The 13,557-nt window shown below is 56.6% G+C and carries 13 protein-coding genes and 1 pseudogene; 5 read left to right on the forward strand and 9 right to left on the reverse strand.

Annotation, left to right across the window (positions count from 1 at the left end; genetic code table 11):
- Positions 1–187: 187 nt before the first annotated feature.
- Complete coding sequence (locus tag JCM25354_RS16930) at positions 188–484, reverse strand: hypothetical protein (protein ID WP_025885268.1); 297 nt, start codon at positions 482–484, stop codon at positions 188–190.
- Positions 485–841: 357 nt separating this feature from the next.
- Here JCM25354_RS16930 and JCM25354_RS20585 point away from each other — a divergent pair, with 357 nt between their 5' ends.
- Positions 842–1,471, forward strand: a complete 630-nt coding sequence (locus JCM25354_RS20585) for a LysE family translocator (protein ID WP_084294649.1) — start codon at positions 842–844, stop codon at positions 1,469–1,471.
- A gap of 715 nt (positions 1,472–2,186) precedes the next feature.
- Here JCM25354_RS20585 and rdgB read toward each other — a convergent pair.
- The 3 genes from rdgB to JCM25354_RS05495 all read right to left on the reverse strand — a co-directional run bounded on the left by rdgB (position 2,187) and on the right by JCM25354_RS05495 (position 4,410).
- A complete protein-coding gene (rdgB, locus tag JCM25354_RS05485) occupies positions 2,187–2,804 on the reverse strand; it encodes an RdgB/HAM1 family non-canonical purine NTP pyrophosphatase (protein WP_025885271.1) in 618 nt (205 codons plus the stop codon).
- Complete coding sequence (gene rph / locus JCM25354_RS05490; protein WP_025885272.1) at positions 2,801–3,523, reverse strand: ribonuclease PH; 723 nt, start codon at positions 3,521–3,523, stop codon at positions 2,801–2,803. The genes rdgB and rph overlap by 4 nt, the downstream gene beginning before the upstream one ends.
- 98 nt (positions 3,524–3,621) lie before the next feature.
- Positions 3,622–4,410: an MOSC domain-containing protein gene (locus JCM25354_RS05495; protein WP_025885273.1), complete on the reverse strand. Its 789-nt coding sequence runs from the start codon at positions 4,408–4,410 to the stop codon at positions 3,622–3,624.
- Between the two features lie 81 nt (positions 4,411–4,491).
- Here JCM25354_RS05495 and hrcA point away from each other — a divergent pair, with 81 nt between their 5' ends.
- Together hrcA and JCM25354_RS05505 are read left to right on the forward strand one after the other, a co-directional pair.
- A complete protein-coding gene (gene hrcA, locus JCM25354_RS05500; protein ID WP_035446822.1) occupies positions 4,492–5,538 on the forward strand; it encodes a heat-inducible transcriptional repressor HrcA in 1,047 nt (348 codons plus the stop codon).
- An 88-nt stretch (positions 5,539–5,626) separates the two neighbouring features.
- Complete coding sequence (locus tag JCM25354_RS05505; RefSeq protein WP_025885275.1) at positions 5,627–5,857, forward strand: (2Fe-2S)-binding protein; 231 nt, start codon at positions 5,627–5,629, stop codon at positions 5,855–5,857.
- A gap of 119 nt (positions 5,858–5,976) precedes the next feature.
- Here the strand turns inward: JCM25354_RS05505 and bfr are convergent, their stop codons facing one another.
- Together bfr and JCM25354_RS16935 are read right to left on the reverse strand one after the other, a co-directional pair.
- Positions 5,977–6,468, reverse strand: a complete 492-nt coding sequence (gene bfr, locus JCM25354_RS05510; protein WP_025885276.1) for a bacterioferritin — start codon at positions 6,466–6,468, stop codon at positions 5,977–5,979.
- 332 nt (positions 6,469–6,800) lie between these two features.
- Positions 6,801–8,611: pseudogene (locus JCM25354_RS16935) on the reverse strand (DEAD/DEAH box helicase).
- A 255-nt stretch (positions 8,612–8,866) separates the two neighbouring features.
- Between JCM25354_RS16935 and JCM25354_RS05520 the strand changes: the two are divergent.
- Positions 8,867–11,023, forward strand: coding sequence for an FUSC family protein (locus tag JCM25354_RS05520; protein ID WP_025885277.1), 2,157 nt, complete (start codon positions 8,867–8,869; stop codon positions 11,021–11,023).
- Positions 11,024–11,178: 155 nt separating this feature from the next.
- A complete protein-coding gene (locus tag JCM25354_RS05525; RefSeq protein ID WP_025885278.1) occupies positions 11,179–12,138 on the forward strand; it encodes a sugar phosphate isomerase/epimerase family protein in 960 nt (319 codons plus the stop codon).
- 30 nt (positions 12,139–12,168) lie between these two features.
- Here the strand turns inward: JCM25354_RS05525 and JCM25354_RS23340 are convergent, their stop codons facing one another.
- From JCM25354_RS23340 to JCM25354_RS05535, 3 genes are all read right to left on the reverse strand, one after another.
- A complete protein-coding gene (locus tag JCM25354_RS23340) occupies positions 12,169–12,576 on the reverse strand; it encodes a class I SAM-dependent methyltransferase (protein ID WP_369345730.1) in 408 nt (135 codons plus the stop codon).
- Positions 12,577–12,587: 11 nt separating this feature from the next.
- Positions 12,588–12,815, reverse strand: coding sequence for a hypothetical protein (locus JCM25354_RS23345; RefSeq protein WP_369345731.1), 228 nt, complete (start codon positions 12,813–12,815; stop codon positions 12,588–12,590).
- A gap of 78 nt (positions 12,816–12,893) precedes the next feature.
- Positions 12,894–13,520 carry a hypothetical protein gene (locus JCM25354_RS05535; RefSeq protein WP_025885279.1) on the reverse strand — a complete coding sequence of 209 codons (627 nt, stop codon included), beginning with the start codon at positions 13,518–13,520 and terminating at the stop codon, positions 12,894–12,896.
- Positions 13,521–13,557: the final 37 nt, after the last annotated feature.

Genomic DNA, 13,557 nt, shown 5'->3' on the forward strand with positions numbered 1-13,557 from the left:
GGCTGGATAACTTGAACCCGGCCAAGCCAGGAATGACGTCGAGCGTCGATTGACTCCTGTCTGAAAAGATCAGAAGACATCAGAGGTAGGCATTCGGGTCAAAAATCCGGGACTCACGCATAGATATGGATGACTGAAATACCGGTCTGGCAGGCTGACAATGCCTGACCCGCCAGACCGGAACCTGTCAGGCCTGATTGGCCTTGGCTGCTGCGATGATCCCAGTAATACCAAGCCCTATTGTCTGAACGGCTTGTGGAACGCCGTTCAGGTTGCGTGATGCAAGGGTATCGACAACTTCGCCAATACCGGTTCCGAGTGTAGTGGCTGGAGTAAGCGCGCTCGCCTTCGGTGCAGAACCGTTTATGGCGGTGCTTGCCCAGTCGACGATGTTGCCGATTGCACTTCCAAGCTGAGAGCCAAAATTGCTGAAAAAGCCAGCGCCGCTGACGGAGTCAATTTCGACGATATTCAATTCGCGCATGGTTTTGACCTTTCGTTCTGAGTTTGAGTCCCTATCCTGACCCAGTTATTTATAATGTTTGTTAAACACGAATAACTCCACTGATAATTTTTCAATATTTTGCTACTATTATTTTTATATAAAATTATTAGTTATATAGATTGATGAATAGAAGAAAACTGTTCTGTTTTCCGGAGATCTGACAAGTATCAGGTCCTGATGCCTCCCCCGCTTGGAAAAGAGCAGATCATTGCCTATCAGGGCTGACCCGGATCGTGGTATTTTTTTGACGGGATAAATACAGATCTGCTTCGCGATCATCGACTATCGCAAGCCGGTTTCTGTCTTCTCCGGTTTCAGGCAGGTGGAATGCTATCCATGACCATGCAGACCTGGTGGCTTTTTGTAGTCACCGTTTTCTTCATTTCGGCTACACCAGGGCCTAATATGATGCACGCATTAAGCCGCAGCGTGCAGGTGGGTTTCAAACGTAGCACTGCTGCCATGGCCGGCTGTGTATCGGCACTGCTTATCGCTCTTGTACTTTCGATGGCTGGTGTTGGTGCTGTTCTGGTTGCCATGCCTCGTCTGTTCGACGCCATCCGTTATATGGGAGCGGCTTATCTTGTTTATCTGGGAATAAAGGCGTGGCGGTCGAGCGATGAGCAGACCAGACTGCCCAGCGGAGAGAGTCGCGTCTGTCGGACAGGTATCTGGACCTTATATCGTAATGGCTTTCTGGTCGGAATCAGCAATCCGAAATTGCTGCTTTTTGCGGCAGCGTTTTTTCCGCAGTTCATAGACCATCACAGGCCGGTACTGCCGCAGTTCGGTATTCTGCTTGTTACCTATCTCTGTTCTGATTCACTCTGGCTTTCGGCCTACGGTCTGGGCGGCCAGTCGCTCTCGCGCTTTCTTAGCCGCCGTCCCATCAGACGGGCATTCAACCGCGTGACCGCTGTTGTTTTCGTGGCATTTGGTATTGTGATCTTACGTGCGAAGGCCTGAGCCAGAAGTACCATGCTTGCGCTCAGACCCGTAAGGGTGACGGTCACAGTGTCAGGTGTCGTTCCGATATCTTCAACCGCATGGGCACCTGTACGAAACACGACTGGAATGGAGAGAGCCTGGCGTGTCAGATGCAGCTGGCTCTGTGTTCCATTGACAAGGGTGGTCAGCTGTCCGTCAGCCTGTGTCTGAAGGGCAATATGCACCTGATGTGTGGCGTCAACCGTACCGACAGTCACGCCACTGGCTGGTGCATCGTCAATCATGCCGCGGAGCACTATTCGATCGCCGTCAACCATCAGTCTCAGCAAAGGTGCGCTGTCGTTATCAGGGCCGAGTTCAGCCAGAACAATCTGTCCCGATTTGGGAAAGCGATCGATGTGGAGGGTCGCGCTGAGAAAAGCAGGAGCATCCTGCACGCGCCAGATACGGCTTTCCGAGAGCTCGGTACGGGGTTGACGGGCGTGGTAGGAAGTTGGTTTGCGGGCCTCACTGCTGAGCATGATACCGCCCGGCATCAGGCGATAGGACACTGTCTGCGCAGAGCTGAGTGCCGTGGCTGGCTGCACCGAGATGCTGAAAGGCTGCGTTTCACGCAGCTCAAATCCTGTCGGGTCGAAAAGCGGTGCAGCAAGAGCCTTCGTCACGAAGGGGGCAAGCGCACAGGCCATAAGGAGAAACGAGCTTGTCTTCATGATGAAAACTCCAAACATAGTCAGACAGGATCCGGGGTTACGCAGCTCTGTAAAAACCGGGTCAATGCGCGCCCGCGATGACTGGTCGCATTCTTCTCATCAGATGAGAGTTCGGCAAAACTGCGGCAATCGCCCTGCGGGACAAAGATCGGATCATAGCCATGACCCTGATCACCGCGTGGTGGCCAGCAGACCTCGCCTTCGCAACGTCCTTCGGTAAAGCGTGTTGTACCATCGGGCCAGGCAAGGCAGAGTACGGCGACGAAAGCGGCTTTTTTGTCGGGCGATGCGCCCATTTCGTCGTGAACACGCTGCATGGCGAGCGTCATGTTGCCGTCTGGCCCGGCCCAGCGTGCCGAATAAACACCAGGGCGACCGTCGAGTGCCGCAACGCAAAAGCCGGAATCGTCGGACAGTGCGGGTAAACCGGTAGCTTTTGCAGCAGCCAGAGCCTTGATGGCGGCATTGCCTTCAAAACTGTCTGCCGTTTCTTCCGGCTCGGCTAGTCCAAGTTCGGCAGCGGAGACAATTTCAATCCCGCTTTCGGCAAGCAAGGCGCGGAATTCAACCAGCTTTCCCTTGTTATGGCTGGCGAGCACAATGCGCTCGCCCCTTTGCAGACGCCGCTCGCTGCTCACTTGACGCTCTCAAGAGCGGCGCGCTGGGCATCGAACAGGCGTGACGTGCCTGTCTTGGCCAAGGCCATAAGGGCATTGAACTCGGCCTCGCTGAATGGCGCGTCTTCAGCCGTGCCCTGAATTTCGACAATGCCGCCTTCGCTGGTCAGGACGAAATTCGTATCGGCCTGGGCTGAGCTGTCTTCGATATAATCCAGATCGAGCACCGGGCCAGCTTCGGTCAGGCCACAAGACACGGCAGCCACCTGAGCGCGCAGCGGCGAGCGTTTGAGCGTGCCAGCCTTGATCTGCTTGTCGAGCGCAATGGCGAGGGCCACCCAAGCGCCGGTAATGGCCGCGCAGCGTGTGCCGCCATCGGCGTTCAGCACGTCGCAATCGAGTGTGATGGTCATTTCACCAAGAGCACGCAGGTCAACGCAGGCGCGCAGGGCGCGACCGATCAGACGCTGGATTTCCTGTGTGCGGCCCGATTGCTTGCCCTTGGCGGCTTCACGATTGCCGCGCGTGTGAGTGGCGCGGGGCAGCATGCCGTATTCGGCAGTGATCCAGCCCTGCCCCTGACCGCGCAGGAAGGGCGGTACACGGTTTTCAATCGAGGCGGCGCAGAGAACTTCCGTACCTCCTACGCGGATCAGCACCGAACCTTCAGCGTGGCGGGCAAAGCCCGGCTCGATCGAGACAACGCGGTTTTCATCGGCTTTGCGGCCGGAGGGGCGGATGCTGGACATGATATTCTTTCTGTTCGGGCGTGTGCACGCTATCGGAAAGAAGCCTTAGCGCGTCAGGCTCCGATTGACAAAAATTCTGGCCATAAAATTCAGGCGAGACATTCGACCTGATCACCCAGTCTAATAACGCCGGCTCGACGGATGATGGCGTTCTGACCGAACATGACTCCACCTGGTCGGTGTCGGAACGCTGTCATGGTTCTGAGTGGCTCACGAGGTACAGGAATATGACCGGTTTCCTGATCAATGGTCGTGACGATGCAGCGACTGCATGGTTTGACAAGTTCCAGCTCTACCATCCCGATCTTCAGAATGCGCCACTCATCTTCGGCCCAGGGTGCTTCGGTTTCGACTACAATATTGGGTCTGAACCGCTCCATGGGTACAGGTTGGTCAAGGCGTTCGTTCAGTGCTGCAAGAGAGGCCGTGCTGGTTACGAGAAGCGGAAAACCATCGGCGAAGCTCACACTGCCGAACCCGGTGGGTCTTGCCTGTTCCGGTGTTGCCATATGGACGATACGACAGGGTGTTTGCAGGACCTTGCTCATCCAGTCTGCGGCCTGTTCTCCTGCATCACGGGCCTCGATGTTGCGGTCCTTCCAGACACTGACAGAGAGAACAGATGCATCCGGGCCTGGAGGGGCAAGTCGCAAGGGAGGAACCGCCTCGGCTGAAAGGATGAGTCCGTCAGCGTCAAGGAAGGTCCTGACAGGGGCCATGGCAGGATGCTGGCGCTGGGTCATGAATATGCCTTCTGGTGAAACCACCAGCCAGCGCCTGTCTCCCTTTGGTCCCCAGGGTTCCAGATCCAGTGTCTCAACGTCAATGCGGTGCAGGCTTTTGACTGGATGGATGTATAAGGCAGCGATGCGGGTCAAGAACAGGACTCCAGATCCGGGTGGTACAGTCCGTCGGACCATGGCCCCTCCTGTAGAGCACGTCACGTGAAAGGGCAGTGTATGATCGATCTTTCAAGCCTGCCGGGCGGTATGGATGCCCGATCAGCCAAGATCCTGCGTGAGATTGTCGAGCAATATATGGAGACGGGTGATCCGGTCGCCAGCAAGACTCTTGCCCAGCGGCTTACGCCTTCTCTTTCTCCCGCCACCATTCGCAATGTCATGGCTGAGTTGACCCAGGCGGGCCTCCTGTTCAGTCCTCATGTTTCGGCTGGGCGTCTTCCCACAGAAAAAGGTGTTCGCCTTTTCGTGGATGGGCTTTTGCAATTCGGTGCCCTTGATGATGTGGAAAGGGCTCACATTGCCAGCAGATTGGCGCTCAAGGGGCGCTCGATGCAGGAAACTCTTGCCGAAGCCTCGTCAATGTTGTCGGGGCTCTCCGCGGCTGCCGGGCTGGTTCTGGCACCGAAAGGCGACGGAGCACTCAAACATATCGAATTCGTGGCTCTTGGGCCGGGAAAGGCTCTGGTCATTCTGGTAGCGGCTGATGGTCAGGTAGAAAACCGCATGATCGAGACTCCTCCCGGTCTGCCTCCTTCCGCCTTGGTCGAAGCGGGGAACTATCTGAACTCGCTTCTGGGTGATGTGACACTCAGTGCACTTCGCCAGCGCGTTTCGGAAAACCTTCAGCAGAACAGATCAGATCTCGACTCGCTGGCTGCCAGCGTGATCGAAAGCGGCCTGGCCATGTGGGATGAGCAGCACGGTACGCTGTATCTGCGTGGTCAGGGTAATCTTCTCACTGATATTACCGAGATCGAGAAACTGACTACGATCCAGATGCTCTTTGAGCGGCTCGAAGCGCAGGAAACCATGTTGCGTCTGTTGCAGCTCGCGCAGGACTCGGATGGGGTACGAATCTATATCGGCGCGGAAAGCGGGTTTTTCGGAATGTCGGGCGTCTCGATGGTGGTTGCTCCGGCGCGCAACGAAACCAACAGGATTGTAGGGGCAATCGGGGTAATCGGCCCTACGCGCCTCAACTACGGTCGGATTGTACCGGTTGTGGATTACACGGCCAGGGTTATAGGCCGTCTCCTGAGCTGAGATATTTTTTAAGAATCACTCGCAATTTACAGTTGCGATTGGTTCTCAAACGCTGTTACGGTCGGGCCGTTCTGAAGTGGAATGGCTGATGATCGTCTGTTCGTGTAATGCCCTGACCAATCATGATATCGCTGATGCGGTCCGCCGGGGCGCTTCCAGACCCAAGGATGTCTACGCCGCAAAGGGATGCAAGGCGCAGTGCGGCAATTGTGTTCCCGGTGTTGTGTGCGCACTGCGTAGCCTGATGCGTGAGCGCAAGGAAAATGCCCATCTGTATCAGCACGCCGAACAGGGGGGCGGGTCAGCCGCCTTCGCCTGAACGGACCGAATCCGCAAAACGCAAAAAACCCGGCACGCCAGAAGGCTGCCGGGTTTTCTGTCAGTCAGACTTTATCTTCCGGCTATGCGTCGCAACGCTGGCCGGAGAAGGCTGCTATCTTACTCTGCTGTCTGCTCGGGGGCAGGTGAAGAGTTCAGCGTGATGTAACGCTGGATGCCAACCTGCTTGATCAGATCAAACTGACGGTCGATGAAGTCTTCATGCTCTTCCTCATTGGCGAGGATGCGGATCAGAAGATCGCGTGACACGTAGTCACGGACGCTTTCGCAATACGCAATGCCTTCGCGCAGATCGGCCAGAGCCTTTTCTTCGAGCTTCAGGTCGCAGGCCAGAATTTCCTCGACGCTTTCGCCGATCAGGATCTGGTTCAGACGCTGCACATTCGGCAGGCCGCCGAGATAGAGGATACGTTCGATCAGCCAGTCAGCATGACGCATCTCTTCGATGGACTCGTCATATTCCTTCTTGCCGAGCTTGGTTACGCCCCAGTGGTTCAGGGTACGGGCATGGAGGAAATACTGGTTGATGGCAGTCAGTTCGTTCGTCAGCTGGATGTTCAGATGCTCGACGACTTTCGGGTCCTTAAGCATGGCATGTTCCTTTCTTGATATCTGTCCTGTTGCGCCCGGTCAGCACATGGCTGTCCGTCGCTGGCTCTATGGCGCTCTTCAAGCATGAAAAATAAAACCACGCAATAGAAATAACGAATATAATAATTATAGTATCGGAGATGAGAATCAATCGCTCTATTAATACAGACTCAGTAAACGAAGTTGATTTTCATTCGCAACAATATGCTATTTCTTTTTTGGACTTCAAAACGAAAAACGCCCCGCTTTGGGCGGGGCGTCTGAACAGGGCAGTGCCCTGATTCTAATGCTTTATCGGAAGTGACGCTGCACTGGGCGTCATGTGGCCTGCATCAGTAGCGCTTGCGAGACGAACCCTTGCCGTTGCCGACACCGCTGCTCTTGCGGAAGGCCGGTCGATCGCCGCCACGGTCGCCACCGCGATCACCACCCCGGTCTCCTCCACGGAAACCACCCTTGCCACGGGGGGCGAATCCGCCTTCACGGGGGCGGCGTGGACCACGTGGCGGGGCAGACGGGCCGGTCGGTGCGGAAGCCGGCTCGATCTTGGCTTCGTCGGCATCGGCACCGGCAACACAGGAGCGGAAACGCTCAGCGCTGTCTGGTGCGATTTCAAAGAGGGTATGATCCGTGTCGATATGGATGGCGCCGATTTCGCTCTTGGTCACGCCGCCCAGGCGGCAGATCAGCGGTACCAGCCATTTCGGATCGGCGCGCTCGGTGCGGCCAATCGCCAAGCTGAACCACTCGCCACCCATGCGATCAATACGGCCGGTGAATTCACGCGGGGCGCGATCGTCACGCATGCCACGAGCAGGCGCCTCGACGCTGACAGGGCGAATATTCTCAACACTTGGCAGGCGGCTCTTGTAAAGGCGTACCAGTGCGGTTGCCACTGATGCGAATCGTGCGTCTCGGCCAGTTTGGAAGCCAGAACATCCTCGTTGGCCTGGGACGGCGCAAAGAGCGTCTGGTCTTCCATCAGGCGCTTGGCATCCTGTTCGAGGATCGCATCAGCGGACGGAACACTCTCCCATTCAGCATTGCTGATCTTGGCCATAGTGAGCAGGCGCTCTGCCTTGCGGCGCTGGCTCAGCGGCACCATGACCACGCAGGTACCTTTGCGTCCTGCACGACCTGTGCGGCCAGAGCGATGCAGCAGAGTTGCGGCTTCACTCGGCATGTTGGCGTGAATGACGAGAGACAGAGCCGGAATGTCGATACCGCGAGCGGCAACGTCGGTCGCCACGCAGACGCGTGCCACGCCGGAACGCAGGGCCTCGATGGCGCGTGAACGCTCGTTCTGACCCATTTCGCCCGAGATTGCGACCGAGGCGAAGCCGCGCTCGACAAGGGCTGCCTGCACCTGTGCGACCATGGCGCGCGTGTTGCAGAACAGCATGGCTGTCGGGCTCTCGTAGAAGCGCAGCACATTGACGATGCCACGGCCGATATCATTGGGCGCAGTCAGCACGCATTTATAGGTGATGTCGTCATGCTGCTTGGAAGTCGAGGCGGTGTTGATTCGCTCGGCATTCTTCTGGAAGCGACGTGCCAGATTGGCGATTTCCTTGGCGATAGTCGCCGAGAACAGCAGCGTGCGGCGTTCGACCGGGGCAGCATCCAGGAGCTGCTCCAGCTCGTCGCGGAAGCCCAGATCGAGCATCTCATCTGCTTCGTCGAGTACGACTACACGCAGATCAGACAGGTTCAGTGCGCCGCGAGACAGATGGTCGCACAGGCGGCCAGGTGTGCCGACAACGATATGAGCGCCGTTTGACAGGTTGCGGGCTTCGCGACGGGCATCGGTGCCACCAATGCAGCTTACGATACGTGCGCCGGTCTCGGCATAGAGCCACTGGAGTTCGGTCTGCACCTGCAGGGCCAGTTCGCGCGTTGGCGCCACGACCAGAGCCATCGGGCTGTTGGCGGGGGGCAGGCGTTCGCTCCCCTCGGGAATAAGGGTTGGGGCAAAGGCCAGACCAAAGGCAACCGTCTTGCCCGATCCCGTCTGGGCGGAAACAAGCAGATCCCGTGTTTCGAGGCCCGGCTGCAGCACAGCTTCCTGCACGGCGGTCGGCGTTTCATATCCGCGTGCCGCCAGAGCGCGACTGAGAGACGGGACGGTATCGGGAAAAGGCATGCGGTTCGGACTCGATCAGGATCTTGCGAAGAAAGAACGCCGTTACAGAGCTTCGCTGTGCCGAGCATGGCTCGCGGCGTAAGGAAGGCGGTCAATAGAGAATATGCAGGATGAAATCTAGGATTAAACAGCAGGGAGGCTGAAAACGCTGATCCTCGAGATGTTACCTTGCATGAGTTCAATATATGGGAAAGGAGAAAGGTTTTGAAGCGACTGTCTTCATGTAAACCCTAAAATTCGGGTAAGACGCCGCGCATGATTGTTGATTTTCTTGCCCGTCAGAACGAGGCGCTTTCCCGTCTGAACGGTCGTTCCTGGCCTTTCAGATGGCTCTGGGCGCCGAGTGGCAATGCGGTTGAATTTGCTCTGCGCAATACGATTGCGTCCCTGTTTGCGCTGGGCATTGCGTTCTGGATGGAGCTCGGGGAACCGCAATGGGCGGCCATGACCGTCTGGATTACGGCCCAGGGCTCCCGGGGTGAAAGCCTTTCCAAGGGGCGCTGGCGTCTGGTTGGCACGCTGCTCGGTGTGATCGCCGCTATCACCCTGGTTTCCGGGTTCCCCCAGGCTCCTTGGCTGTTCATTCCGGTGCTTGCCCTCTGGGCTGGGCTGTGCACTGGCCTTGCGACGCTGCTGCATAATTTTCGTGCCTATGCATTCGTTCTGGCAGCCTATACCTGCGCTATCATTGCGACAGGTTCGCTGAGCGCGCCCGATCATGTATTCGAGATTGCGATGGCACGGGGGACATATATCGTCCTCGGTGTTCTGTGTGAGATGGCGGCAGGCCTTATTTTTTCTGCTTCGCTGGCGGTCAAGGCCCGTCGCACCATGCGGGCATGGCTGATAGAAGGTATCGAGGGCGCTTCTCATGTGATTAGTGACGTCCTTGCTGGTGCAGCCCCACCTGAGGCAGCCATACGCGCTGTTTTCAGTCGTACGCTCAAACTCAATGAACAGCTCGAATTCACTGTGGTGGAGGTGGGACGCAGTGATCACGCCATAGCCTGCGCCTATGCGACGATTGGTATTCTCTCGAAAATCGTCTCACGCGGCCTTGGAATGCAGGCCCGTCTTTCAATCACGCCTGTGGTTTCCGAAATGACGCGAAAGATGCAGGCTGAAGTGGCAGCGTTTATCAGGGGGCTGACAGCTCGCCTCGGGGATGCGGCGCTTGTTGTTTCACTGAGGGAGGATCTCAGGGTGCTTCAGGCGCGTCTCGATATTCTCTACAGACAGGCTGATAATGGTGGGGGTGAGTCCTTTACGCCGGATGACCGGATTATCCTGCATGGTATCAGGCTTATTCTGGAAGAATATGAAACGCTTCTGGTCTATTTCGAGGCGAAACCCGATGAAGCTCTCACACCCGCGAGGTTCCGTCTGCGACGGGTGATGCATTTTCATGCGGCTTTTCATAATGCGATGCGATCAACCGCTGCGATCCTGCTGGCAGGTTTGTTCTGGGAGGTGACCGCCTGGTCTCAGGGGGCAGCATTCATCTCCTTTATTGCTGTAGTCGTGGCAGGGTTTGCCACGACAGATAATACGGTGCTGGTCAGTAACCGTTTTTTTTATGGTGCCTGTTTCGCGGCACTTGCTTCGATCGTACCCGTTTTTTTCCTGATTCCTCTGGGATCCGGGTTCGAGGCTCTGGTCGTGGCAGTGGGACCTCTGATGTTCATAGGTGGTCTGGCCATACGCAATCCGGCCACAGCGACGGCAGGGAGCGCGTATAATACGTTTCTACCAGCGATCATCGGGCTTGATAATCAGACACGCATGAGTGAGCTGGGCTGGTTCAATGCCACGATGGCGCTTCTCCTTGGTCTTGGGGCCGGTGTGCTGGTCTTCCGGTGTATTCTGCCTTTCAATATGCATCAGGTCTGTGTTCTGCTCAGGCGTCGCGCCCTCAAGGGGCTGGTGCGTATCTGCACGTCCAGGCGACGCCTTCCGGAGGAGAATCGCTGGATCGGCCTTGTCACCCAGGGGATGGAACGGGTGATACGTTACGCGGGTACAGGATTGACGCCATTCATCGAGCTGAATCTGCATGGTCTCCTCTCTGTCATGACGCTGGGTCGTAATCTGCTTTTTCTCAGAGGCTTTGCCTCGCGTCCCACTCTGCCTCCGGCGCTTGCCGACATACTCACGGATTTTTTCAGAGAGATCGGGCCGCACTGGCTGCGCATGCCTTCGACGGAAGAATCTGCTTTTTCAGTGAGGCTGGAAACGGCCATAGCGACGTTGCGTGAACAGGCATGTTCTGCCTCTGAGAGCGAACGCCTTGCCTATGCTGAAGCGCTGGGCAGCTTTATTGTTGTGCAGCATGAATGGGCAGGAAATCAGCTCTGGCTTGATAATAGAAGCTTTCGTTCTGCCTTGCAGAAAGCCAGTAACCAGGATGCCTGAGGGGGGCCGGGAGGACTTTGCAGAGTGGATCACAGCCATATGATAGAGTAATAACGAATTAATGTTCCGATTCCTGAGGAAGAAGAGAATATAAATTCTCATTCCAACGCTGCCTCTGCATGGCGGCGCGGTTTCACAGGAATGGTGCTTGCGTCATGAAGATCGGATTTGTTTCAGACAGCCTCGGGACACTCTCTTTCGACGACATGCTGGATCAGGCCGTCGCTCTCGGTGTTTCGGGGGTGGAGGTCAATACGGGTGGATGGTCTCACGCCCCTCATATCGATCTGCCGCTTCTGCGGGGAAGCGCCGCAGCCAGGCAGTCCTTCATGCAGGCTTTTGAAAGCCGGGGTCTTGAAATCATTTCCCTCAATGTAAACGGTAATCCGCTTCATCCTGTTGATTGCAAACAGAGTGAGGATCTGCACGAGACGATCCGGCTGGCGGGCGATCTGGGTATCACCAAGATCTGTACCATGTCTGGTCTGCCCGAGGGGCGGGAAGGTGATCTTCTGCCTAACTGGGTTGTGAGTTCCTGGCCACCGGAAGGCCAGGTAGCCAAGGAATGGCAGCTCAAGGAACGTCTCATTCCGTATTGGGAAAAGGTGCTTGAGATGGCGCCACAATGCGGTGTCACACAGTTTGCACTCGAAATGCATGGTGGGCAGTGGGCCTATAACGTGCCCAATCTGCTTCGTCTGCGCGAGGTGCTTGGTCCGATGATCGGTGCCAATCTCGATCCCTCTCATATGTTCTGGATGGGGGGGGATCCGATTGCGGCCATCGATGCGCTGGGTGACGCAATCTGCCATGTCCATGCCAAGGATGCCGGGTTCAACGAAGCACGACACGGTGTCACGACGAGCCTTGAAAACGGACCGCTTGGTTTGCCCTCTGATCGGGCCTGGTCCTTTCTCACGCTTGGTTATGGTCATGACACGCTCTGGTGGCGACAGTTCTGCTACCGTCTGCGGATGGTCGGGTATGATGGCTGGCTTTCGATCGAGCATGAGGATTCACTGCTCGATCCGATCGAAGGGCTTGAAAAATCTGTCGCGCTACTGCGTGAAGTCATGCCGGTCAGGATCGGCGGCTTTACCCAGCTGGAGATCTGACGTCGTTGATACGGTCAGCCTGACGGATTGTCAGGCAACTGTCTTCTTACGACCGATCACAGCATGGACGGTATCGTTCCATGCTGTCAGATCTTCAGGGGGAACAACTTCGCCTGTATCAAGATCACTGAAACCGGCGCGGTCGAGCAGAAGGGTGATCAGTCGTGTACGATCGGCGGGCTCAAGAGCCTGCCAGAGTGCTACGGCCTTCTGCGGAATGAAATTGTCCGAAAAAGTGATGATGATCGGTGCGCCGGGGCGGAGGAGGCGGTTGATCTCCTCCAGTACAGTGGTCGGATCTGTGAGATAGGCAAAACCATCGCACAGACAGACGGCATCCAGGGTGGAATCGGGTAGATCGATTAGTGGAGTTTCGTTGAGATCCTGTTCGATGCGCTGGGTCAGGGCTGTATTGCTGTCGAGTGCGCTCTTGTTCACATCGAGTCCGATTACCGTCTCATGACTGCTCTCCGGCGGGATATGCTGAGAGATCCTGACATGAGATCGAGCACAACTCCCGATGCCGGTAGCGTTGTCTGATAGAGAGCCGTGACAGCGGTTCGAGCTCCGACATCCATCTGGCTGGAATCGCTGCGCCCGTTATAGAACAGGCGATCTGGATCATTGTTGGCGCGGGTGAAGGCCGCAGGATGCAGCCCTGATGGGGTGTCGGCCATAGGTGTCTTCCTGACTGTCTCAACGAGGAAACAAGGAGGGATGCAACCGCCTTCGTTTCTCGTCAAGTCAGGGATGGATCAGAGCGCGGCGCCGTGCCATTCAAACGGTCCGTGCGAGATGCCGGCTACCCGGGCATGGCTCTCGAGCGGTATAGCCTGCTGACGCAGCAGGGGCATCAGCACTTCGCCTGCGCTTCGGTAGGGTGCGCGATCTGCGGGGGCAGTCAGTATCACATCGTAAAAGCCGAGCTTGCGGTAATCATTCAGACGCAGGGCTATTTCCTGTGCGGTACCGATAAGCGCGGCAGCGGCAATCTGTGACCTGAGGCCGAGGGCAATGAGAGTCTCAGCCTGTTCCCATGCTTCCTCTGTATTCTCGTCGAGAACAATATCAAGGGCGATGGCCGAGCGGGTAGGGTGATCGACGATCTGTGATGGCAGGCAATGTTCATAAAGAGCCATGGTCTCGGCAACGCTGCCATCGGGCCGAAGGCGTTCTACCCCTGTCAGGCCTAGGCGCAACAGGTTGTGACGCGGTGCCTGAGCACGAAGCCAGCCGATATCGCTCTGATCGACAAGAAGGTTTGACCCTGAGGAAGTTTGTGACAGGCAGACTTCGATCTCGTCACGACTCATTCCCAGACACGACCAGATCAGACGCATGTGACGTGTAATGGCAGGCGTGTCGTAAGGCGCAACAAACATGGATCTCGTATTCCTGCGTCGCATGGAGCGGCGCAAC

It is taken from the genome of Asaia prunellae JCM 25354 (genome assembly GCF_000613885.1).
Lineage (GTDB): Bacteria > Pseudomonadota > Alphaproteobacteria > Acetobacterales > Acetobacteraceae > Asaia > Asaia prunellae.

What these genes read in the sequence shown, in the direction of transcription:
- JCM25354_RS05520 (WP_025885277.1), top strand. Translation starts at nt 8,867, where the DNA reads ATGATTGTTGATTTTCTTGCCCGTCAGAACGAGGCGCTTTCCCGTCTG.
- JCM25354_RS20585 (WP_084294649.1), top strand. Translation starts at nt 842, where the DNA reads ATGACCATGCAGACCTGGTGGCTTTTTGTAGTCACCGTTTTCTTCATT.
- JCM25354_RS05535 (WP_025885279.1), bottom strand. Translation starts at nt 13,520, where the DNA reads ATGTTTGTTGCGCCTTACGACACGCCTGCCATTACACGTCACATGCGT.
- JCM25354_RS23345 (WP_369345731.1), bottom strand. Translation starts at nt 12,815, where the DNA reads ATGGCCGACACCCCATCAGGGCTGCATCCTGCGGCCTTCACCCGCGCC.
- JCM25354_RS16930 (WP_025885268.1), bottom strand. Translation starts at nt 484, where the DNA reads ATGCGCGAATTGAATATCGTCGAAATTGACTCCGTCAGCGGCGCTGGC.
- bfr (WP_025885276.1), bottom strand. Translation starts at nt 6,468, where the DNA reads ATGCTTAAGGACCCGAAAGTCGTCGAGCATCTGAACATCCAGCTGACG.
- JCM25354_RS05505 (WP_025885275.1), top strand. Translation starts at nt 5,627, where the DNA reads ATGATCGTCTGTTCGTGTAATGCCCTGACCAATCATGATATCGCTGAT.
- hrcA (WP_035446822.1), top strand. Translation starts at nt 4,492, where the DNA reads ATGATCGATCTTTCAAGCCTGCCGGGCGGTATGGATGCCCGATCAGCC.
- JCM25354_RS05525 (WP_025885278.1), top strand. Translation starts at nt 11,179, where the DNA reads ATGAAGATCGGATTTGTTTCAGACAGCCTCGGGACACTCTCTTTCGAC.